This is a genomic window from Gimesia fumaroli (genome assembly GCF_007754425.1).
GTDB classification, from domain to species: Bacteria; Planctomycetota; Planctomycetia; order Planctomycetales; family Planctomycetaceae; genus Gimesia; species Gimesia fumaroli.
Genome location: NZ_CP037452.1, coordinates 4,387,601 through 4,410,073, shown reverse-complemented (window position 1 = coordinate 4,410,073; position 22,473 = coordinate 4,387,601). Strand labels below are relative to the sequence as shown.

Genomic DNA, 22,473 nt, shown 5'->3' with positions numbered 1-22,473 from the left:
CCTTGTCGTCCGTAAAACGTTTCCTGAAATACAACTTAAAAATGATTTTGGGGACACTCATAATACAAAATCTTCACTGGGATTTCATTGCATACCGGTTGTCCCCCGGCAAAGAATTCCAGATCATGGAATCTGTGTAGTGAATGATTGTCATTTTCAGAGTGAGACTCTATCCTGACTTAAACTAATCAAACTCCGAGTTCTTCAAATTATCAGAGAAACAAATGGGTATACGACCAATTCTTGCATGTTTGGCTCTTATTTCGGGTTATTATGCTATGCAGGCCTCTGCGATCGCGGGATCACCTGTCAAATTGATTTTTGATACGGATATTGGGAATGATATAGATGATGCCCTGGCATTGGCTGTGATCCACTCTTTACAGTCACGAGGAGAGTGTGAACTCCTGGCTGTTACCAGTAGTAAGGATAATCCCTATTCAGCACTCTATTGTGATGTGATGAATACGTTTTATGGTCGCCCCGACATTCCGCTGGGGCGCGTTCACAAAGGAGTCACTCCGAAGGATGGTTCATATGTGAGGAAGGTGGTTGAATATTCCGAAAATGGAAAGCCGGTTTTTACTCGCCAATTTCAGCGTGCAGAAGATATTCCCGAGGCTGTAAACGTATTACGAAAAACACTCGCTGCGCAAGCAGATCGTTCTGTTGTGATGGTTGTTGTGGGGTTCTCAACGAACATCGCGCGTTTGTTACAATCTCCTGGGGATAAATACAGTCCTTTGACAGGACAGGAACTAGTAGCGCGAAAAGTCAAATTGCTTTCACAGATGATTGGTCGTTTTGATAAGAGCAAGCCTGATTCGTTCCATGAATATAACGTCAAAATAGACGTTCCCGCAGCTCGTACATTATACGCTCTCTGGCCAGACAAGGTACCTGTTGTTGTCAGTGGTTGGGAAGTCGGTCGTGCAATTCAAAACCGCGCGACCAGCATTTTGAATGATTACAACTATGTAAAACATCATCCTGTGAAAATTGGCTATGAATATTGGCACAAAATGCCCTACGATCGTCCGACTTATGATTTAACAAGTGTTCTCTATGCGGTCAGGCCTGACCGGAATTACTTCGGCCTTTCGATGCCGGGAAAATTTACAATCAACGCGCAGGGCAAACTGGAATACTCGGCTGATACAAATGGAATGCAGCGCTATTTGACTGTAACTCCTGAGCAGATTATCAGAACACAAGAAGTGTTGGAGAGTCTTTCCAGTCAACCGCCGGGGCCCTGATCAAAAGTGTGGTTCCGTTTCCTTTCCCCTTAGGTAAGTCAGATCCAATGAACCAGAAAACTGAGTCAAATCAAGAGAACTCCTTCGGTAAACGATTCAAAACTGCCTTGAAGAATCTTGGCGTGGGGATTGTATTTTTGATCGCGGGGCTCTTTTTGCTCTGGCATAATGAAACAACTATTCTGGAACGTGAACTCAAACTGGAACAGGCGCAATCTGTGATCTCGGAGACACAGCAGAAATCATCCGAAGACGAAACGAATGTCCGTGTAGATACTCAGAACCTGGAGTCGACCACCGCTCTCAACTGGGGATTCAGGATTGCGGGGTGGGTCATTTTGTTTCTGGGGCTAGCCACTCTCTTTAAACCACTGGTTGTACTTGTTGAGAAAATTCCACTACTGAGTAACTTTGTCGGGCGGGGGATTACTGTATTTGCTCTACTAAGTTCCTTAAGTCTCACCCTGATATTGATGTCGGCAGTCTGGATGGTGTCTAGGCCCGTGTTCGGGGCCGTCTTACTTTTATCAGGAATGATTCCGCTTTTCCTACTCTATCGTTCTGGCAAGCGAGCCAGATTGAAGCAGGCACTACGACGAGCATGAGCTGATCTAATGAGGTCTTTCATGGTTGTAAATCTTACAGTGCTGGGGTTTGCTTTACCTGGGGCTCCTATCTTTCCTGAGGTACCGCTGTTTCTGGAACCGGTTCCGAACTTTCTGTCCAAGAATGCAGGATTCCTACAAGTCGAATAACCCATATAACCGATACCTTTGATATATCTAATACTCTTCACGCAGAAAATCCTGCGCTGCAGAGGTATTGTTTGCTGGATCTGCCTTGCTTTGAAGGCTGTTTTGTAGAGTCTCCGGCTTGTAGACTTCTTTAAAATGAGATTGAAGTACAACATGGTAAACCCGGCCTACCGATTATTGCTTGGAATGCTTGTTCTCCTGTCAGGGATGGGGTTCCGTTCTGCGCAGGCTCAGTATGGACCTGCTGCTGGTGGACCAGTCTCCCCAGGGGCTGTTTTTTCAGAAGCCGCGTATCGCCCCGGCAATCATGCTCCCATGACTTACGAGCAGGGACCGGTAGAGTATCAGACCGTCGATCAATATCAGTCCGACTATTATGGGCCGGCAGATCAGTCTGAAATGATCACTCGTGTTTTGCCCGTCGATCGAGGTTGGGCCTATGATCATCCGATGGATGGTCAGTTTAAAAATGTGGTTCAAAGCAGTTGGATGCGATTGGAGTATCTACTTTGGAAAGCACCTCCTGGAAATCAGTTAATTGGTACAGAGACGACTTCGGGGAATGATCCGCGCGAGCCTTATACATTTACTGATGTTGACGGAAATGTGTTTTCGACGAAAGAGGCCGATCTGAATTCGATCGGTGCGAATGGTTCCAATGGAATTCGAGGGACTGTGGGAGTCGATTTCAAGAGTGGTACTTTAGAAACTATTTTCTTTGGAATGAAAACAGATGTTAGTTCTGTCTCATACGGGCCCACAGATTTATTAGGGCCCTCATTCGGGCAGACAGATATGATTTCCATACAGACATTTCTGGATGGTCAACTGGCTGCTTCAACTGGTCAAAATTTTAATCAAATGTTTTCTGCTACCTATCAGTCGCAGGCATGGGGAGTGGAGAGTAACTATGTGATTAACACAGAAAGTCTCTTCTTCCGAACATATTATGGAGTAGGTGGTTTACAGATTCGACCTTTGGTTGGTTTTCGGTATCTGAAAATTGGCGAAGAGATGAATGTTCGTGGATCATTTGAAGATCTGACTTTGACAGTCCCTGTTCCTCTGTTTGAATCGACAATCAATTCTTCGACGAATAACAAGCTCTATGTTCCCCAGGCGGGGATACGCATGGAATTTGTGCATCCCTGGTTTACAATTTCAGCACAGCCAAAGATCGGATTCGGTGTGAATAACTACGAGGGAAGTGTCTTGACGAATCAATTCCTGGGGGCAGCAGACCCGACTCATGTAACTCATATTTCAAAGAGACGATTTTCTCCCACATTCGAATTCGGGCTGAATGCTCGATTTCATCTGAGTGAATACTTCACATTTAATGTAGGGTATAATTTCTTGTGGGCGAGTCATATTGCCCGACCAGACTCGATTATTTATTACAATACATCGACAACAAATTCTGTCTCTGGCGTTTCGTTGCAGGCTCAGAACAGTCTAGATAGTTTTAAGCTGCACGGTCTGGTAATCGGCGGTGAAATCAGCTGGCCATAGAGTTGCCCGGTGTGTCTCTTCAATTCAAAGTATCAGATAATATCAGGCAATTAGTTTTTCGACGACTTTTCCGCCGACGTTGGTCAGGCGGATGTCCAGACCACCAAATTTTTGTGCCAGTTTGAGATGATTCAAGCCAAACAAGTGTAATAGGGTGGCATGGAAATCATTAATGTGCACCGGGTCTTCTTCAACCGACCAGCCCAGTTCGGTGGTTTTCCCAATCACTTGTCCGCCTTTAACACCGCCCCCCGCCATCCAGAGACTGAAGGCACCCGGGTGATGATCGCGTCCGGTAACGGCTTTTGATCCTGTTCGGTTTTCTCCAAGAGGCGTGCGTCCAAATTCACCCGCCATTACGACCAGTGTGGAATCGAGCAGACCGCGTTGCTTCAGATCTTTGAGCAGTGCAGCGACCGGCTGATCGACGATGCCGGCATTTCTGGAAATTCCCGCATCCAGTCCACTGTGATGGTCCCATGAGGCGTGATACAGATTGATAAACCGTACTCCTCGTTCAACGAGTCTGCGCGCCAGAAGACAGTTACGAGCGAATGCGGCTTCGGTATCTGAGCCCCCTCCCCGTTTTCCATTTTTGGTGTCGCCTTTTCGGTTCAGTCCATATGTTTCCTGAGTTTCCTGGGTTTCACTGGATAGATCAATCAGTTCCGGAGCCGATGATTGCATTTGGAAGGCGAGTTCATAGCTGGCGATCCGGCTGGCGATTTCGTCATCACCTGTTTGCGCCAGCTGTTGCTGATTCAGTTTTTTGATCGCATCCAGTCCCGATTTCTGAATTTCTGAATTGATCCCGGGAGGGTTGTTCAGATTGAGAACCGGCTCTCCTTTATTTCGGAATAAAACTCCTGCATAGGTGGAAGGTAAAGAACCACTTGACCAGAGTGAGGCACCACCACTGGCGCCGCGTCCAGCTGTCAGGACAACATATCCAGGCAATTTGTTGGCCTGGCTTCCCAGACCATAATTTAGCCATGAGCCGATACTGGGCCTGCCAAAACGTCCGACGCCCGTATTCATCATCAACTGTGCGGGATGGTGGTTAAACTGTTCCGTGTACATGGAACGAATCAGTGCGATATCGTCCGCACAGGAGCCGATATGTGGTAGCACATCGGAGAACTCTGTTCCGCATTCGCCATGTTTTTTGAATTTACGAGAAGAGCCGCTTAAGGTTGCGGTTTCTTTGTTGATGAAAGCAAAACGAACTTTTTCAGTAAGTTCTTTCGGCAGCGGTTGGCCGTTGAGTTCCTGTAGTTTGGGTTTGGGGTCATACAAGTCAATTTGGCTGGGGCCACCTGCCAGAAAAATGAAAATACAGTTTTTGGCGGTCCCCGGGAAATGAGAGTCTTTGGGAGCCAGTGGATTGGACAGATTGGATTCCGCAGCCAGCAGGCCTTCTTTTTCCATCATAGCCGCCAGTGCAAAACTGGCAACACTACACGAAGAGTTCATTAGAAAACGCCGTCGTGCCAGATTTAAAGACTCAGGATTGGGATTCATCATTGCATTGATCCAAATATTTATAAAATGTCTGTTTGAGAGTCGTTGAGAGGGCTAACCGCGTGTTACAAATTCGTCCAGATTCATGAGAACCCTTCCAATGATGATCCAGGTGGCAACTTCTTGTGGAGTACTGCCTGTCGGAATCGTTTGTGACTGGGTTAACTTACTGACTGCCGCCTGATCTGATTTGAGGAGTTGTGTCTGTTCCTGATACAGTTTCTTGATGATATCGCGTTCTTCCTGTGACGGTTGACGGGCCAGGCAGAGCTGGAACGCATGATTGATGCGGGAGGTCAGGTTGATATCCCTGGGTTGTGTATCTTCGACGATGCGTTTTCCAAGTACCTGTGAACATTCAAAGAAAACGGGGTCATTCCAGATCGTCAGTGCCTGTAGTGGGGTATTTGATCTTTCTCTGCGAGTACAACTCAGATTTGAATCTGGTGAGTCGAATGTCATGAGCATCGGGTAGGGCACTGTTCGTTGGAAGAACGTATAGATCCCGCGCCGGTACCGATCATCGCCTTTACTGGTGGGCCATTTAACTGAGTTAGCATATCCCAGACTGGCGATTCCTTCCGGCTGGGGTGGATTGACACTCCGTCCTCCAATTTTATGTTTGATCAGACCACTGACGGTCAGAGCCTGATCACGGATGATTTCCGCTTCGACCCGCAGCCGATTCTGGTGTGACAACCAGGTATTGTAAGGATCACGTTCTGTAAGTTCTGGTCTCGCGTGCGAGGACTGTCGATAGGTGGCTGACATTACAATTAACTTATGGAGCTGTTTGAGGCTCCAGTTGTTTTCACGAAATTGTGCTGCTAACCAGTCCAAAAGCTCGGGATGTGACGGGGGTTCTCCCTGCGTACCAAAATCATTAATCGTGGAAACAATACCGCGTCCAAAATAGCGGCTCCAGATTCGATTCACAGTAACACGTGCCGTGAGCGGGTTGTTTGGATCAAAGAGCCAGTGAGCCAGATCAACGCGACTGGGAGTTTCAGTTTTGAGTGGTGGCAGAATAGCCGGCGTGTTTGGTTTGACTTCATCAGCAGGATTTAAAAATTCCCCACGAACCAGCAATCGAGTTTTGCGGGGTACCTTCAAATGGTCAACGACCTGGGCCTTTGTGGTTTTGGCGGGATTGCGAGGCGCTTTTTTTCGATGGGCCAGTTCTGCCTGTTTCAGTTTCTTTAACTGTGGGTCAATCGTGCGATAATAGTCTAACAGTTCCTGTTGTTGCTCGCTGGTGCGCTGATCTTGGGGAGTATTCAATGTCTCGACAATTAGATCCGTCATTCCGTTCAGAGGTAACGGCTTAGGGCCCGAGGTCAGCGACAGGCGGAATCTCCCCAGATTATGGTAAAGCTTTCGTGTTGAAGACTGTTGTAACGAAACCGTAATCAGGGTGCCTGTTTCATATCCGAATGCTTCTTTGGTTTCGAACGTGGCAATCTGTTTTTTCCCCTGTTCAGGACTGATTGACCAGCCGGCATGCGGGCTGTTATTGATTACACGATCCACTTTATAACCGGCCATTTCAAAGCTCGCTTGTGCTTTTTGTAATTTGATCTCTTTGGTTGATTGTGGATTTTGCAGAGATGCTGCTTTGACCTTGAGCATGGTTAATTCGAAATCGCCTGAAGGACTACGGCCCGGTCCATTTTTTGGAAGGCTGGGATCGGTGAGTGCTTCCAGGCGGATGCCGTTGATGTTTTTTAAGTCCGTTTTAAATGTGATGTAATAGATTTCCGCGCGGCCGGGATTTTCACCATCTGCGAGAATGGATCGATCAGGCAAAATCTTCAGGGTTGTATTTTGTTTGGCGTGCACCGATTCAGGCTGAAGAACAGACCAGACTGGTTTGGTTTCGGTTTTCTGTTTTTCCCAGTTCTTCAGAGCACTTTCGAGTTGATTTTGTTCATATGCGCGAATGGCTTTGACAAGTGGACGATGATCTTTTTGATAAACCTGGTTTGCTTTTTCGAAGGCGGCCTGTTCATCGGGGAGTGGCGCGCCAATATCGGGTTCGGTTAGCGAGTTGAAAAAGGCATACAGCCGATAGTATTCACGCTGTGTCAGTGGATCATATTTGTGAGTATGGCATTGTGCGCATTCGACAGTGATACCCAGCCAGACTGAACCCAGAGTATTGGTACGATCAACGGTTCGTTTGACGCGATCTTCTTCCGGATCGGTTCCCCCTTCCCGGTTGATTAATGTATTACGATGAAAACCGGTTGCCACTAATTGACTGGTTTTCGGTTTGGGTAATAAATCTCCTGCCAGTTGCTCCATTGAAAACTGATCAAAAGGCATGTCATCATTCAATGCATTGATGACCCAGGTTCTCCAGCGCCAGGCATGTGGGCGTTTGCTATCCTTTTCAAATCCATCACTGTCGGCATAACGTGCCAGATCCAGCCAATGCCGGCCCCAGCGCTCGCCATAATGGGGAGATGCCAAGAGCTGGTTAACCAGTGTTTCATACCAGTTGGGATTTGTATCCTGTGTCCAGCGTTCCCATTCTTCTACGGTGGGAGGCAGCCCGGTTAAATCGAGGTAGACGCGTCTGACCAAAGTACTACGATCAGCTTCCGCGGAAGGTTCAACTTTTTCCTGTTCCAGTTTTCGGAGAATAAATGCATCAATTCCGTTCTTGCCCCAGGAAGTGTTTTGAACCTGAGGCGGAGTGATCTTTTTTACTGGCTGGAAAGACCAGTGATTTGAGCCGGGGAGTTTGTCTTTGGAGCTTGCGGATTCCGGCCATGTAGCGCCTTGTTCAATCCAACGTTTGATGAGAGTGAGTTCGGCGTTAGAGAGGGGCGTTCCTTCCCCTTCCGGTGGCATTTTATCTCCATCGCCGATTCCCGCTAAACGATGATAGAGTTCACTTTTCTGACTGTTTCCAGGCTTGATAGCGAGGCCGCTGTCGCCTCCTTCGAGCGCACGACTTTTCAGGTCGAGCCGAAAACCACCTTCCTGCATTTCCCGACCGTGGCAGGAATAACATTTTGCCTGAAACAGAGGTTTGATTTGTTTCTCGAAATCAATCGAGGAAGTCTTTACTTCTGCATCTTTGGCAAAGAGAAAAGCAGGTTGGATGATCAGACTGAGGAAAAAGAACAGGCAGCTGGTCGTACGGAGAATATTGAGATTCATTCACTTGCCCTCATGATTGTCAGGCAATTCAATGATCCGGGTGCGTCTCTGGAAGGCCGCTGCTGCGCCATCGCAACAGGGGAGAACAGGTAAGTCCCCTTTTAGATCACTGTATAGTACATACTAATGAGTAAATACTACTAATGTCAATTATTTACAACGTGACAGCATTTGACTAGCCCATAACGTGAAAAACCTTTAGAGATGAATCAGAATCATCCCTAAAGGTTTGTTAATTCATGGGTCTGAGTGAAATGAATATTTAAACGGCGTTTTGTTTATTCATCTGATTTGGGAATAGATGCTTCAATCGGAAATAGTTTAAGGAGCATTTTTTTATTGGGCCGAGAACCATATTCGCACAGTTCAAACGATTCGGCGTATTTGATTTTTTTGCCGACTTCTTCGCCATAAATGCCAATCAGTTCCGTGCGGAATTTATTGGCTTCAGAAGACTGCCTGCGCGACCAGGAAGGACGAATGTGTTCTACACGTAATTCTGGTGGATTGGCCGGTGGTACTTTCGCGGCGCGTTCCGGATTCCCTCCCGCGCCCCCTTCCAATGATTGTGAAACCAGTTGAGCGACCGCTTTGAGTTTTTGATCGAATACATTATCAACGGCGACGACAACATCAGGCCGAAAAGGGTATGGTTTTTTGAATCCGTCACTCGAATACATAAAGACGGGATTCTTTTTCAAACGCGGCACATCAGGACAAAAATAAGGAACGGTGACCATAAACGCGGCGTCCTGAATGAGAACGCCGACATAGCGATGATCAGGATGATAATCCCAGGGACGATGTGAAATCACCAGATCGGCTTTCCATTCGCGAATGAGTTTCACGATCTTTTTTCGGTTTTCGAGTGTGGGCAACAATTCCCCATCATGGATATCGAGGACTTCTGATTCCACGCCCAAAATTTTTCCGGCGGCTTTGACTTCTTCCGTTCTTCTCTGGGCCAGTGTTCCTCCGGCCATTTCAAAATGACCAATATCACCATTCGTGACCGAGACCAGTTTTACTTTATGACCTTGCTGTGCCCAGAGTGCGGCTGTGCCTCCATTTTTATATTCTGCATCATCCGGATGAGCTCCAAAGCAGATGATGCGCAACGGCTCAATGTCTGCTGCGTGAAGAGTAGGTGTGGAAAACAGCAGGGGAAAAATGAGGAAGAGTGTGAGGTAGGATCGTCTTTTGAGGTTGTGCATCATGGTCTTTTACTCCGATGGTAATGACGGAATGATTATTTTAACTTCCTTCCAAAATACCTCAGTTGATGACCAAGTGGTAGTGCTGCGCACAAAAAAAGGCTCGCCGAAGCGAACCTGATTTTGTTGTATGAAGTGGAAACGTGATTGATTCGAGGTTCAACTACTCTGAAAAACTACGAGCTGTTTCCGTTCTGGTTTTTGTTTTTTCTTCACTGGTACTGGCTGTTTCTTGTCGGTTGCGAGCACGTTCCTGTGCCATGCTTACCAATTGCGTGGCGTACTGCAGTTCAGCCGGGTTGAAATACGGTGTGGCAGGAGCACCACCTAAGTGTTTGACTGATTTCGAAGCCAGTTGTTGCCAACTCATTTTGTTAGCCAGATGCCATGCGGCAGCTTGCCCTGCCTGTTGATTGACACGACCCGTTGCCACGAATCGGAGCAGTTCTTTAAGAGCAGGGTCTTTGACCATTTCTTCTGTTTTGACCATGCGGTAATTCATCCGAGCAGCTGGTTCTGCTTTTCCGTGTTCCAGGCAAACTGAAGTGTAGGGGACATAAACGGTTTTTTCAGGAGGAATGGAGAAGAAACCACCGCCGGCACCGCCAGCACCACCGGCTCCACCAAGACCACCACCTAAGCCGCCACCCAGTCCACCACCGGCACCGCCGCCAGTTGTCTGACCGCCGCCACCACCTTGGCCACCTAGCCCACCGCCAAGACCGCCACCACCAAGTCCACCACCTAAGCCACCACCGAGGGCGCCTTGTTTGAGGACTTGAACTGCAAGAAATGTTTCAGGCAGTTTGACGTTGAGAGGTTTGGCATTGTTGTTTGTGATCAAAACATTACCGCCCTTGGAACTCTTGGCAATAATTTTGACATCAACTAAACCTGATTCCATCGCGGAGAAAAGATCATCGACCTTTTCAGCAGAAGGATCATATTTCTGTGGCTTGATTGATTTCTTTGCTGCTTCAAGGCTGGTACTCAGGCAGAGTGCCAGACAGCAAACAGAAAGAAACATCAATAATCGGGAAGCAGGTTTTGTGGACAACATAGAAATTGTTCCTGTGGTTCACTAAGAGACTACCACGCAGGCGTGGTGTAAGAAAAGAATTCAGTTGATAAACCTGAAATAGCCAGTTATTACAACTATCTCATTATTACCATCTTACAGCATATTAAATGGTACTGGCAACAAAAAGTTGTCTTGAAACCAACTTTTTCACAAGTCAGCTTGACGGCTATTTATGTGGAACCGGTCAGGTAAGTCAGGTGAGGCATCAGATTGTGACGATTATGTGGCAAATATCAGTAGCAGAACATGCGACAGGACGTAATAATTTTGCTGGAATTATATCGATTTCGGTAAATTGACGGGAAGACATTCACTGCGATAACGGTAGGTGTTAACAAGTATTAACGCTTCTGAGCTTATGGGAAAGTGATATGATCCAGGAGATCACGGCAGAAAATGTGATTGCGTATTTGAGAGCCAAGGAGCATTTAGGGGCTGATGAACCAGCCTCAGCAGAAGCACTCGCATGGGGCGTCTCCAATATAGTCATTCGTATAGATCGTGGGGTGGGTGCTGATTTTGTGATCAAGCAGTCCCGTAAGCAATTACGGACTCAGGCAGAGTGGTTCAGCCACCTTGATCGTATCTGGCGTGAACTGGAAGTGATGCAGGAATTACAGCACCTCCTGCCAGGGGGAGTGGTGCCTCAAGTTCTGTTTGAAGATCGTGAAAACTACCTGTTTGCGATGGAAGCCATTGATGCCGATCATAAAGTCTGGAAGGCAGAGCTATTAGATGGAAGATTCGATCAGAACATTGCGCGGGAATTAGGGACTTACCTGAGCACGATTCATCGCCAGAGTTTTTTGAACGATCACTATCGCACCCAATGGGGAGATTGGGAAATCTTTGACCAGCTCAGGATTGATCCTTTTTATCGATTCATTGTGAAAGCGCATCCCGAAATCAAAGACTGGGTCGATGATTTAATTGAGGAAATGTCCTCGAATCAAATCTGTCTGGTATTAGCTGACTTCAGCCCCAAGAATATTCTCATAACCGAAGAACGAATTCATCTCGTTGATTTTGAGACCGCCCATTATGGCGATCCTGCGTTTGACCTTGGCTTTTTTCTAAGCCATCTCTTGCTGAAGGCCATTCATTATCAACAAGCAGGCGAAGAATGTATTCGGTTGGCAGAATCGTTTTGGGAAGAGTACGCCTGTAATCAGTCACCATTACCGATGGACGACGATTCCCAGTCAAATCAACTGGAAGAGCAGGAACTGGGGCGACGAACCATTCGTCACCTGGCGGCTTGTATGCTGGCGCGTGTGGACGGAAAAAGCACAGTTGACTATCTGCCTGAGTCTTTGATGCAGGATCAGGTCCGCTCGTTTGCACTTTCACTGATTCTCGATCCTCCTGCATCGCTTGAAAAAGCAAATTTGCGATTGCTGGAGATGCTGAATTCCTGAAATCCATTCAGGTGACGGTTCACTCGATTCCTGTTATGTTAGATAATAGAATCAACTGTGGATTCATTTACTCGTTACATTGAAAGTCTGGAGCGTGATCTGTCATGACTCAAATCGAATATGTTCAAGCACGGGAAGTTTACGATAGCCGCGGCAATCCGACGGTAGAAGTCGAGATTTGTTGTGCCAATTCCCGGCCGGGGAGAGCCATCGTTCCCAGTGGTGCCAGTACCGGAAAATTTGAAGCGGTGGAATTGCGCGATCAGGACGCTGCACGTTTTGACGGACTGGGAGTGACTCAGGCAGTTGAAAATGTACGACGCGAGATTGCGGATCTCTTAATCGGCCAGGATGCCTGCGACCAACGGGCCATCGATTCCCAATTGTGTGAATTGGATGGAACAGAGAATAAATCGCGACTCGGGGCGAACGCGATTCTAGGGGCATCGCTGGCAACGGCATACGCGGCAGCTGAGGCACAACAGCAATCTCCGGTCGAACGTTTTGCTGAAATCTGGTCCGAATATGCATCTGCGAAGTCGGGTTCCGATTCTCCCCAGCGGACCTCTTCGCTGGCACAATCGATGTTGCTCCCACTGCCGATGGTTAACATGATCTCGGGAGGATTGCATGCAGGACGGAATCTGGACTTTCAGGACTTTCTGATTCTGCCGATCGGTGCCACTTCGTATCGACAGGCTTTTGAATGGATAGTGACCATTTATCGTCGACTCGGTCAAATTTTGAACAAAACCGGCCATGAAGGAACATTGATTGGTGATGAGGGTGGGTATGGACCTAAGCTGAGTTGTAACAGCGAAGCGGTGAAATTTGTTGTAGCCGCCATTGAATCGGCGGGTTTAGTTCCGGGTGAAGATGTGGCGATTGGGCTGGATGTTGCCAGCACGCACTTTTATGACGCAGAGTCAGGCACTTATCACTTGAATGCAACGGGGGACGAAGCACTTTCTGCCGATGACGTGATCGATATGCTGGAACGTTGGGTGGATACCTATCCGATTATCAGTATTGAAGATGGTTTGGCCGAAGATGACTGGGAAGGCTGGAAGAAACTGACCGAACGACTGGGGCACCGAGTGCAGTTGATTGGTGATGATCTGTTTGTGACTAATCGGCGTCGATTGCAGCAGGGTATTGACAGTCAAACCGCGAATAGTGTGCTGGTGAAGTTGAATCAGATTGGCACCCTCTCTGAAACGCTGGAAACCTTGCGCATAGCCATTGATCATGGATATTGGCCTGTGGTTTCGGCTCGGAGTGGGGAAACAGAAGATACCACCATTGCCGATCTGGTTGTGGCAACGGGGGCGGGGCAGCTCAAAGTCGGGTCGGTAGGTCGTAGCGAACGCCTGGCAAAATATAATCAACTGCTCCGGTTGGAAGAACAGTTGATGGGGCGGGCCGGTTATCATGGAGGCAGCATTTTTTCCAGCTTGAAGTAAGAAGGCATTTGCAGGTCGCGATAGAGCATATGTTAAGAAAAGAGCCTTCCTTTGCCGGGAAGGCTCTTTTCGATTGGATTCATCACGGTTGTCTGTAGAGCAATTAGTTGGCAGCAACTTGAGTTGCTCCTGCAGTTGCTTCTGGTAACAGGTTGATATCCAGTGTCGCCAGCAACTGACCTTTTTTGTTCATAATGTGCATTTTAGCTTCGGTGGCTTTGCTCAGGCCAATTTGAGGTGTCTGGAAACCGAGTGCGGTATCTTCCCACTTTTCGATTTTAGCCGGTAATCCCATCTCATTGATTTCCAGAACAACCATTCCCTGTTCTGTTCCCAGCCCTTCTGCAGATAATTGAAACTTTTGTCCTGCGACAAGCTCCAGACGCTCTGGTTCTGTCTGTTCCTGAGTGGCTTCAGTGGCTGCAACGATTTCTTCTTCGGCAATGACGGGAGCTGCAACAAGTGGTTCGTTGAATTCATTATAAGTGACAGGGGCACAGGAAGTGATGACACAAGGGGTTACAATTGGATCTGCACAAACAACAGGGTACCAGGGACGACATACTGTTGGGCATACGGGACGGTAGTTAATGTGGCACCAGGGACGACTCCAGTGTTTATGACCATGATGGTGTCCCTTGTGATGAGTGTGGTGAGTATTGTGATGATTGCTGTGGTGCCCGTTTGCGAAGTTGTGTTTGACTGGTTTGAAATTCGTTTTAAACGGACGTTGTGTTGGTTTGTGATGTTGGTTGAATTTGTGATGTTGTTGGAAGTTCTGAGTTTTCGTTGGAATCATCTGCTTATGTTTTGGTGAAAACGTGTAAATTTTTGATTTGGTAAAATTGCTGTTATTTGTCTTTTTGACATTGTTCTGGTTAATGTGCCGATTTGTAAAATGATGAGTCTGTGGTTTCAGGTAGTTTTGTTTCGGAGTGAATTTCTTCACGGACGCATTACGCTGCATCGTCGAAAAATGATTCTTTTGTGATGTGGAAAATGTGCGATTATTGAAATTATGTTTTGAGAAATTGTTTTTGTTGTGATAGTTTTTGTTGTGATTGTTTTGGAAGCTACGATTATTGAAGGAACGGTTCGATGATCGATTCGAAGATCGTCCTGAGGACTTTCCTGAAAAACGGTTGCCGGCTGATGCCGTTTCAGAGGCTAAAACTAAGCTCAAGGTGATACAGGCGAAGAGAGTGGCTGAGAGTTTCATCGTTTCGTTCCTTATGGTTTGATTGAGTGTTGAGTTTGTTGTTCTCACACCCCACCAAGCGGGAACGGTCAGAATCTGTTACAGCTTTTTTCAGAAAAAAAGAAAAAGCAAATGAACACTATTGTGTGGGCTGTTGGGGAGAATAGAGCGCGTTGAGTGCGTCCAGATCTGCTTGTAGTGCCTGGAAAACGCGGAAAATGCTGATGGCGCCTAGAGTTCCGGCGACAGTAAGAATGCCGATTGCGATTTTATCATCCAGATTAATCATGGCCAGCGAGGCGATACTGAGCATCGGTACGAGGAACGCCAGGATTAGATAGACCCAGCTCAGCCTTTTGATTTGAGTGTAGCTTTCAGGGGCGGGCTGACTGAAATCATGAGCCGGATGGAGACGAGGGTAGATCAGATGCAGGCTGAACCAGGTGACGCCGAAAAAAGGATAACTGGCGGCTATCAGACCACACAATAAAAGCGATCCGAGGAAGTGCAGGTAGGCCGTGATCGATAATGAGCCTATCGCATAGTGCATACTGACTGGATAGGCGATGCCGGCAACCACCCATTCTGCCGTACAGATCAAAGCAGCATAATGCCCCAGGCGCAAACAGCGTTTTTCTACGACTGCCGATTGTTGATCTGTTGAATCGGTGCTTAACCGGTTTTCAGCAGAAAAACGGAGGATGGTCCAGGTGATCCAGCCAATCAGCCCCAGTCCCAGAGGATAGGCGATGAGATTAATTATAGACTGGATTTGCCAGAACGCTTCCTCTGAATTTTTTAAGTGTTCGACGATGTGTTTCCGGTTGTGAAAGAAGTTGAATAAGCCGGCCAGAATATTCGGAATAGCGACGACCAGAATCACGAGTGGAATCTCCCAGCCTTTCAGGCGTGAAAACCAACTGGTAGAGGGAGAATATAAAATCTGCTGTGCGCGGGGATTCAGACACAATTTCAATTGGCTGGCAAGTTCCGCACCAGAGGTCCAGCGTTCTTCAGGAGTGGGGGTCAGACATTTTTGGAGAACTGTTACCAGGTGTTCTGGACAGTCCGGAGGCAGGTGCTGGGGCATTTCATTTAAGTCAGAGCCTGATTGGCGTTGCTGGATCATCTGATTCAACAGCGATGACCAGCCTGAAGAGATGGCAGGATCTTGAAAAGGACGCACTCCAGTGAGCAGCTCCCATAACATGAGCCCCAGAGAGTATAGGTCACTGCGCTCGTCGAGGCTTTCCGGTAATCGGGTATGAGTTGGGGCATAGGCTTCCAGTTGTTCGGGTGACATATAAGCCAGGCTGCCACCAAAGTAAGCCGCGGGCGTGGTGCCAGTGACGTGCGAACTGAAGCTGATATTAAAATCGGCCAGTTTCGGAACTCCGTCTGATGTCAGGAGCACATTGGCCGGCTTAATATCACGGTGTAAGACGCCTTTCTGATGTGCGTAGTCCAGCGCATTAGCCAGTCTAATTCCCAGCCAGCAGATCGTTTCCGGCCAAGAGAGCGACTTCAATGTGAGATATGTATAAGATTCCGCAGGTCGTGATTCCCCACGTAATTCCAGAGACTGATTGATCGCCGAGATGAGAATATTCCCAGAGCGTTCAGCCGGGGCTGTTTTACGAATCATTTCGACGACGGATTGCAGTGTACCGCCAGGGAGGTATTGCATATATAGCAGACGAATTTTTTGTTCCGGCAGCAGGCGTTGATCAAACACTCGTACAATGTTGTCGTGATCGAGTTGTGCCAGGGTTTGTGGCTCGTCGCTGGAATCTTCCGAAATTTTCAGTGCGACGAGACGCTGCATTGAAGTCTGTCGTGCCTGGTAAACTTTGGCGAACGCACCTTTGCCTAATAGCGTCAGTAATTCAAAATCATCAACGGTATGTCCGGGTTGAAAATTATGAAGTGCCTGAGGTGGAGCATGACTCAGCATTTTTGTGCTGCTGTAGGCATGATCCAATTCAAAGAGTTGTTTCAACTGGGCACTGGCTGTAGGGAAAAAACTGAGATATTCAGCGGGGTCGACTTCAAATCCATTCTGGCGGCGGAGATGGTACTCTTCATAGAGCAGATCAACGGGGATGGTTTCTTCCAACAGCAGGGGGAACTCTTCGAGATACTCTGGGATGCGTTTGGGAAAATTAAACTGCTGCCAGCGAAACTCCAGATCAATTTTAATGAGCTCAATCAGGAGAAAGCGGTTGATGGGGGCCGTTTCCGGGAGATATTGTTTTAATCCCGGGGGAGATTCTTGAGCCTCCCAGTCGCCGACAAACTGTTCCATCACCCCAGTCAGCGCAGCGAGACTGTCCTGGCTGTCTGTTGTATCCAGATGTGGCAGCGGTTCCGACAACAGAGTGCTCCTGAATTGATGAACACAGTTCTGAGATGATTCCTGTGAATAATTCAGTAGATGACGCGTCCCGTCAATGTTATAAAGGGACTAGTTGATCTACCTGAATGGGCATCATAGTAACCGATGATGCGTCATCTGGAAAGTAGAACGCGCCCGACTTGAATGACTCATTGCAGGAAGTGTGAAGTTTTCATGACGACTGACATCGAAGTATTAATTAGCCAGATTAAACAGGGAAGTGAGCCGGCTTTACTTGAATTTATCGAAGCGCATCGTGCCCCTTTGTTAGCCTTTATCAATAAAAACATGAGCGACGGGCTTAAAAGCAAAGTCGAAGCCACCGATATTCTGCAGGAAGTGTCGCTGAACGCAGTCGAGTCGTTATCTCAAATTGATTTTGAGCAGAAGACGCCTTTCAACTGGCTCTGTCATCTCTCTGAACGGCGGATTATAGATAATCACCGAAAATATTTTCAGGTACAAAAGCGGGCAGCCGGACGAGAAGTCAAACAACGATCTCCCAGTGATGGAGAAGGGCAGGGATTTATGGATTTGCTGATTGCCAGTATCACCAGTCCCAGTCAGGCGTTTTCGCGTGGCGCAAAAGAAATGAAGTTATTGCTGGCTCTGGAAAGTTTACCGGAAGAGAATCGGGAAGCGATTCGTTTGAAATATGTCGAAGGGCTCCCGACTAAAGAGATCGCAGCGCAGTTGGGGAAATCTGATGTTGCTGTTCGCGTAATGGTTAGTCGTTCGATGGTGAAACTGCAGGAGATCTTGAAACACGAAGACGAATTCAAGAGCATGCTTGGACCTTAAGCCAGCTTATTCCGCTTCTTCTTCATCGTTCTTCGGGGCAAGTTCGTCGTTGATGCGATCAATCATTTGTCGCAGTCGTCCCAGGTTTTTGCGATTGAACAACAACGAAATACGAGGCAGGTCGGCCAGGTGGTCGTCGTCTTTTTCCAGCTCATGTGTTTCGACTTTGGTGATGATGCCTGATTCCAGAATGTCTTTGAATTCGTCATTCAACTGTTCAACGAACTGACTGCTGGGCTCCACATGCAACCGCAATACGAGACGTCCTTTGACATACCGCATACTGTTATAGACGCTGTAAAAGCCGATGACTTCATCGACGGCATCTTCAATATTGTCTGTGACATGAAACAGGGACAGGTCTTCTTCAGAAATCAATTCCTGTTTTAACAGATTATTCTTTAGAAACGATTCCCATTCTTTCCAGTAGGTCCCTCCCGGCGTATCTAACAGAACGATGGGCATGGGATCGCGTTTTCCGGTTTGAACTAAGGTGAGCGTTTCAAAGGCTTCATCTAGCGTTCCAAAACCACCAGCACAGCAAACGATGGCGTGGACTTCTTTCACGAAGAGCAGTTTGCGCGTAAAGAAGTAGTTTAAGTTAACCAGCTTCTCGTCTTTATGAATGACATAATTCGGCTCCTGTTCGAAAGGGAGCACAATATTCACGCCCATCGACATATCTGTGCCTGCACCGACATGCGCTGCTTCCATGATCCCGGGGCCGGCACCAGTAACCGTCATCCATTTTTCTTCGGCCATGCGTCGACCGAATTGCAGGGCCTGTTGATAAGCGGGATCGTCGGGCAGGGTTCTGGCAGATCCGAAAACGGTGACTTTGCGCTGCTTGCGATAAGGGGTGAATACTTTAAACGCGTATCTGAGTTCTTTCAGGGCACGGTCCAGGATTTTGAGATCGCCGCGCGTTGCCTGGTCTTTTTGTAATTTGTCAGCTGTCTCTTTGATACTGGCGACGATGGAATCGGGCGAATAAAGCTCAGGGCTATGCTCGGTGGGTAATACATCAGATTCAGAGACGCTGGGACGCGTTTTTCGATATTTCCTCGACATGAACTATTAATCCTTTAACACAACTGGTCGAGTTGTCTGGTAGAACTTTTGGGGTGATTTAGCCCATCAGGGCATCCAGAGCTTCGTCTCTGGTTTCATATATCGCCCATAGCGTGTCTAGTGCTGTGATTCTCAATAATTCATTTGCCATTTTGCTGGCACCACACAAGACTAACTCTCCACCTCGACTTCGGACATGTTTATGGCATCTTAATAAGAGTGCGAGGAATACGGAGCCGAAGTAGCTGACATCGCTCAAATCGAACACGACCATCGGAATTTCTACTTCCTGTAACGGAGCCATTACGATGTCGGCTGCCTGCTCAATCAGATCCCAACTCATAGATTCGACATTACTTGCTGGAATGATTACGACCGTGTTTCCATGCCATTCCAATTGAAAGTCGTCGTGGTAGTTCGTCATGTAGTAATTCCGCAGTGAATAAAATATTCGAGGGGTACAGAAATCTTCTGGTTTCAAACCATAATACTGTTATCCAGGAAAGGAGAACAGGCTTCAAGTACCCCAAAAACAAGATTTCATACTTAACGGCCTGTAAACAGTCGTGTTGAAGGGCCGGAGTGGTGTGTTTGCCACCAGTTCATCCAGATTTTTGCTTGTTCGGAGTGCTTGATCTGAGCGTTCAGATCTGCAGGACGCTCTGATGCGGGAACCAGTTTATCCAGACTGTTGAGGATTTCTTTGAGGGGGGTAAGATTGCGCTCTGTCCATGCCATTTGGATCAGCGGTTCAACGAATCGTGTTTGCCCGGATTGCCCCATTTCACGGACTGCATCAATGCGAATTGAATTGCGAGTATCTATGGAAAGTCGCACCAGTTCCTGCATGCCTTCAACATCACCCAGGCGACTCAGGGCGGCGACGGCTTCAAAACGGACTCGTTGATTGGAGTGAGTCAGTTTGGATCGCAGAGAGGGAGCCGGAGTCTGATTCTGTGTTTCATTTTGAATGCCAGAGATTGCAATCGGGTTATGACAGTGGCCGATGGCTTTGATGGCTGCGATCTGCACGGATTCATTTTTATCATTTAGCAGAGGTAGTAGCCAGAGGGCATACTGTGGTAAGCCGTGTGATCCAAAGTACTCACATCCCAGGATTCTGATGTCAGACCAGTTATGATTGATTGCCAGAAGCGCCAGTTGTGCCGATTCGTCGTAGTTGTCTTTTGAAATTGCAGACATCACAATTCGCCAGACAAGGCGATCCTGTTCATTTGACATTAATTTTCGAAGGCGTTTTACAAAAACTGGACTCAACGACACATTTTGGGATTTCAGTAAAAGCTGTTGTGCACCCTGGCGTCGATCCGTAACATGCAAACTCGTCAACTGGTTTAACGCGGCATAGTCTGGGTCCAGTTCTGGAAGCAGTTCAGTATAGATTTCATTGGGAAGCTCAATGGATGTTTTCAGAATCAATTTCTCCAAAATTCCCAATTCATGTGGTGGGATGTTGGCGAGTTCTCGAAACGCGTGCTGGTACTGTGTCGATTCACGTGGTTGATTGATGAGATCCTGAAAGTAGGCCTGGATTTCTGCTACCCGACTTTGATTGACTTCTTTTGTTTTTTGCATCCCCGATTGCAGAAGCTGATTCCAGAATCCTGCCGGAAGATTATGGGACTGGACCAGTTCTCTGACAGCGGCGATGCGTTCTGCTTTAGATGCTTCAATTGAAATGGATCCACTTGTCCCGGTCCGATTCGTTAATTGAATGATACTTTTCCGTCGTGTTTTATAAACGCCTTCCTGAATCGCTTCCAGAAGCAGGGGAATGGCAAGTTCATCCGGCCATTGACTGATAGAATCGATGACCGATGTTTGCACATGCGTGCTACGGTCGTTCAGGAGAGATCTTAATAAAAGAGCCGCTTCAGGAGATGCCGTCGATCCCAGGCCATTTGCAGCAGCAAGCCGAACTGATGCAGATGAGTCCTTGGTGAGAGGAGCCAGATAGTGTGGTCCCCAGGGAGTCAATCCGATGGCGGCTGAGATCCGGGAGCTTTCCTGAGGTCGCTTTACCTGTTCTTGCAAAAGTTGAAGTGCGGTTTCTGTTCCCAGAGTTCCCAGGTGTTCTATGGCTTTATTTTGAACCAGGATGTCAGCATCTTTTAACTGTGAAATCAGAATCGCTTCCGCATCCGGATGATGAACCAGTACTGTCCAATAGCCAAAATTAGTACGCATCTGGGAATCAGAATCCCAGCGAACCTGCATGATATTGGTTGGCCATACCGCAGAATCGAATTTCCGAATTTCTTTTTGTGGAGCAGTTGTATTTGCGAGCAGGTTGGGATCGCCGTAAAACCAGAGTCCGTGAATCAGGCAGGCATCCATTGCTGACCGACGCAGTGTTTTGGGAAGGCGTGTTTTGTGATTGCCGACCTCAAGTGACTGTTCCAGGGTGGGAATATTTGCAGGTGACATGAATCGGGCTAAACCACAGTATAATTCAATACGGATTTCGATGGAGATGTCGGGACGCTGTAATGCCTGGGTGAGTTTGTTTTTTGTTGCGAGAGGAATGGCATCTGCATGGGCAAGCACCAGCGACAAACCATTGATAGCCGCATGTTTCATGGCAGGCGAAACTTGCTTCAGTTGAGGCTTCGATTTGTCCTGGCCTGGTTTCTGGCTATCCTCTAAGGAGAATAACTCAAGAGGTTGCCGGGCAGGCGCATTGTTTTTCTTTGATGGATCGAACGCTGGTAGGTCAAAGACGAGCTTTTCCAGAATGGGGATTGTTGCAGAGGCCGTTTCTGGGGATAGAATTGCCCATAAAATCGCAGCATTCCAGCCTGCGAGCGAGTCATGTTTTGAAAGCTGCTTCAGTCTGGCGATTTTATCAGAGCTGTGCCTGGAATCAGACTCGGCGGACAGTGAGTCTGATCGAATGAAAAATTCCTGCAATGAATTAAAGGACCAGCTTTCTGTTTTGGGGGATTGCGTTTCAACGGTTCGTTTGTCTGTAGTCGAAGCTGTTGCCTCAGTAGAATCCTTTGAATCAACCAATTCAGAAGCTTTCGCCGAGTCAGAAGGTGTTTCTGATTTGATTGCTTCTGATGATATGTCATCCGGCTTTAAGGTTCCAAACACCCAGCGATGAATGTCCAAGGGGGGAGTACTTTTCGTGGCAGCATGGCTTTGAAGTGTTTTCCATTCCTGAAAGGCCGACCAGTGATCGTTTCGGCTCCACAAATCCTTGGACAAATAGACCTGGAGTCCTTTCAGGTCCTCGGGAATGGATGGAGAGACTTTCTCTTTCAACGCGACTGGCAGCTGTGCCTGGGGTACGTTTTGAAGCAGGCTTTTCTGGCAGCCCGCAGGCAGCGCGCAGCAGATCAGGAAACCAGTCAGAAACAGACTTGAGGTAAACTGTTTCAATGAGACTGGTTTCGAATGTAAACGATGTCCGCGAGGGGGGGCAGAATTCATTTGAGAGATGAGAGTGTTTGAAAGAAAACGACAGGAGAGAATGAGAGGATTGAGGGGCAAACTTTATCAAAAAATGAATAATGGCAGAAGAGCATTTTGGCAGGTTGAACAGAAGGAGTCACTGATTCAGACAAGTGACTCAGAAACGCCGCAAATCGGTTACT

The 22,473-nt window shown here is 47.5% G+C and carries 15 protein-coding genes; 6 read left to right on the top strand and 9 right to left on the bottom strand.

Annotated elements, in window-relative coordinates:
* Positions 1 to 278 precede the first annotated feature (278 nt).
* The 3 genes from Enr17x_RS16590 to Enr17x_RS16580 all read left to right on the top strand — a co-directional run bounded on the left by Enr17x_RS16590 (position 279) and on the right by Enr17x_RS16580 (position 3,523).
* On the top strand, positions 279 to 1,256 hold the full coding sequence (locus Enr17x_RS16590) for a nucleoside hydrolase (RefSeq protein ID WP_198000624.1): 978 nt from the start codon (positions 279 to 281) through the stop codon (positions 1,254 to 1,256).
* A 47-nt stretch (positions 1,257 to 1,303) separates the two neighbouring features.
* The gene (locus Enr17x_RS16585) at positions 1,304 to 1,861 is read left to right on the top strand and encodes a TMEM43 family protein (RefSeq protein ID WP_145310607.1); all 558 of its coding nucleotides are present in this window, start codon (positions 1,304 to 1,306) and stop codon (positions 1,859 to 1,861) included.
* A 303-nt stretch (positions 1,862 to 2,164) separates the two neighbouring features.
* Positions 2,165 to 3,523: a BBP7 family outer membrane beta-barrel protein gene (locus tag Enr17x_RS16580; RefSeq protein ID WP_198000623.1), complete on the top strand. Its 1,359-nt coding sequence runs from the start codon at positions 2,165 to 2,167 to the stop codon at positions 3,521 to 3,523.
* 42 nt (positions 3,524 to 3,565) lie between these two features.
* Here Enr17x_RS16580 and Enr17x_RS16575 read toward each other — a convergent pair whose 3' ends face one another.
* From Enr17x_RS16575 to Enr17x_RS29655, 4 genes are all read right to left on the bottom strand, one after another.
* The gene (locus tag Enr17x_RS16575; RefSeq protein WP_145314048.1) at positions 3,566 to 5,044 is read right to left on the bottom strand and encodes a DUF1501 domain-containing protein; all 1,479 of its coding nucleotides are present in this window, start codon (positions 5,042 to 5,044) and stop codon (positions 3,566 to 3,568) included.
* Between the two features lie 54 nt (positions 5,045 to 5,098).
* A complete protein-coding gene (locus Enr17x_RS16570; RefSeq protein WP_145310602.1) occupies positions 5,099 to 8,212 on the bottom strand; it encodes a PSD1 and planctomycete cytochrome C domain-containing protein in 3,114 nt (1,037 codons plus the stop codon).
* 278 nt (positions 8,213 to 8,490) lie between these two features.
* Positions 8,491 to 9,429, bottom strand: coding sequence for a PIG-L deacetylase family protein (locus tag Enr17x_RS16565; RefSeq protein ID WP_232100749.1), 939 nt, complete (start codon positions 9,427 to 9,429; stop codon positions 8,491 to 8,493).
* A 160-nt stretch (positions 9,430 to 9,589) separates the two neighbouring features.
* Positions 9,590 to 10,486: a hypothetical protein gene (locus Enr17x_RS29655; protein WP_198000622.1), complete on the bottom strand. Its 897-nt coding sequence runs from the start codon at positions 10,484 to 10,486 to the stop codon at positions 9,590 to 9,592.
* Positions 10,487 to 10,878: 392 nt separating this feature from the next.
* Between Enr17x_RS29655 and Enr17x_RS16550 the strand changes: the two genes are divergently transcribed.
* Both Enr17x_RS16550 and eno read left to right on the top strand, forming a co-directional pair.
* Positions 10,879 to 11,925 carry a phosphotransferase family protein gene (locus Enr17x_RS16550; RefSeq protein ID WP_145310600.1) on the top strand — a complete coding sequence of 349 codons (1,047 nt, stop codon included), beginning with the start codon at positions 10,879 to 10,881 and terminating at the stop codon, positions 11,923 to 11,925.
* 104 nt (positions 11,926 to 12,029) lie between these two features.
* A complete protein-coding gene (gene eno, locus Enr17x_RS16545) occupies positions 12,030 to 13,388 on the top strand; it encodes a phosphopyruvate hydratase (protein WP_145310598.1) in 1,359 nt (452 codons plus the stop codon).
* Positions 13,389 to 13,491: 103 nt separating this feature from the next.
* Here the strand turns inward: eno and Enr17x_RS16540 are convergent, their stop codons facing one another.
* Together Enr17x_RS16540 and Enr17x_RS16535 are read right to left on the bottom strand one after the other, a co-directional pair.
* Complete coding sequence (locus Enr17x_RS16540) at positions 13,492 to 14,607, bottom strand: hypothetical protein (RefSeq protein ID WP_145310596.1); 1,116 nt, start codon at positions 14,605 to 14,607, stop codon at positions 13,492 to 13,494.
* Positions 14,608 to 14,725: 118 nt separating this feature from the next.
* A complete protein-coding gene (locus Enr17x_RS16535; protein ID WP_145310594.1) occupies positions 14,726 to 16,960 on the bottom strand; it encodes a serine/threonine-protein kinase in 2,235 nt (744 codons plus the stop codon).
* A 195-nt stretch (positions 16,961 to 17,155) separates the two neighbouring features.
* Here Enr17x_RS16535 and Enr17x_RS16530 point away from each other — a divergent pair, with 195 nt between their 5' ends.
* Complete coding sequence (locus Enr17x_RS16530; RefSeq protein ID WP_145310592.1) at positions 17,156 to 17,782, top strand: RNA polymerase sigma factor; 627 nt, start codon at positions 17,156 to 17,158, stop codon at positions 17,780 to 17,782.
* Between the two features lie 6 nt (positions 17,783 to 17,788).
* On the opposite strand, the gene Enr17x_RS16525 is transcribed toward Enr17x_RS16530, so the two are convergent.
* The 3 genes from Enr17x_RS16525 to Enr17x_RS16515 all read right to left on the bottom strand — a co-directional run bounded on the left by Enr17x_RS16525 (position 17,789) and on the right by Enr17x_RS16515 (position 22,258).
* Complete coding sequence (locus tag Enr17x_RS16525) at positions 17,789 to 18,853, bottom strand: LOG family protein (protein WP_145310590.1); 1,065 nt, start codon at positions 18,851 to 18,853, stop codon at positions 17,789 to 17,791.
* 58 nt (positions 18,854 to 18,911) lie between these two features.
* Positions 18,912 to 19,277 (bottom strand): STAS domain-containing protein, encoded by a 366-nt coding sequence (locus Enr17x_RS16520; protein ID WP_145217763.1) that lies wholly within the window; start codon positions 19,275 to 19,277, stop codon positions 18,912 to 18,914.
* 122 nt (positions 19,278 to 19,399) lie between these two features.
* Entirely contained in the window at positions 19,400 to 22,258 is a 2,859-nt protein-coding gene (locus Enr17x_RS16515; RefSeq protein ID WP_198000621.1) for a HEAT repeat domain-containing protein, read from the bottom strand.
* Positions 22,259 to 22,473: the final 215 nt, after the last annotated feature.

Excerpts from the sequence above, each read along its gene's own strand:
- Enr17x_RS16520 (WP_145217763.1), bottom strand. The coding sequence starts at position 19,277 with ATGACGAACTACCACGACGACTTTCAATTGGAATGGCATGGAAACACG.
- Enr17x_RS16525 (WP_145310590.1), bottom strand. The coding sequence starts at position 18,853 with ATGTCGAGGAAATATCGAAAAACGCGTCCCAGCGTCTCTGAATCTGAT.
- Enr17x_RS16585 (WP_145310607.1), top strand. The coding sequence starts at position 1,304 with ATGAACCAGAAAACTGAGTCAAATCAAGAGAACTCCTTCGGTAAACGA.
- Enr17x_RS16575 (WP_145314048.1), bottom strand. The coding sequence starts at position 5,044 with ATGAATCCCAATCCTGAGTCTTTAAATCTGGCACGACGGCGTTTTCTA.
- Enr17x_RS16565 (WP_232100749.1), bottom strand. The coding sequence starts at position 9,429 with ATGATGCACAACCTCAAAAGACGATCCTACCTCACACTCTTCCTCATT.
- Enr17x_RS16580 (WP_198000623.1), top strand. The coding sequence starts at position 2,165 with ATGGTAAACCCGGCCTACCGATTATTGCTTGGAATGCTTGTTCTCCTG.
- Enr17x_RS16590 (WP_198000624.1), top strand. The coding sequence starts at position 279 with ATGCAGGCCTCTGCGATCGCGGGATCACCTGTCAAATTGATTTTTGAT.
- Enr17x_RS16550 (WP_145310600.1), top strand. The coding sequence starts at position 10,879 with ATGATCCAGGAGATCACGGCAGAAAATGTGATTGCGTATTTGAGAGCC.
- Enr17x_RS16570 (WP_145310602.1), bottom strand. The coding sequence starts at position 8,212 with ATGAATCTCAATATTCTCCGTACGACCAGCTGCCTGTTCTTTTTCCTC.
- Enr17x_RS29655 (WP_198000622.1), bottom strand. The coding sequence starts at position 10,486 with ATGTTGTCCACAAAACCTGCTTCCCGATTATTGATGTTTCTTTCTGTT.
- eno (WP_145310598.1), top strand. The coding sequence starts at position 12,030 with ATGACTCAAATCGAATATGTTCAAGCACGGGAAGTTTACGATAGCCGC.
- Enr17x_RS16530 (WP_145310592.1), top strand. The coding sequence starts at position 17,156 with ATGACGACTGACATCGAAGTATTAATTAGCCAGATTAAACAGGGAAGT.
- Enr17x_RS16540 (WP_145310596.1), bottom strand. The coding sequence starts at position 14,607 with ATGAAACTCTCAGCCACTCTCTTCGCCTGTATCACCTTGAGCTTAGTT.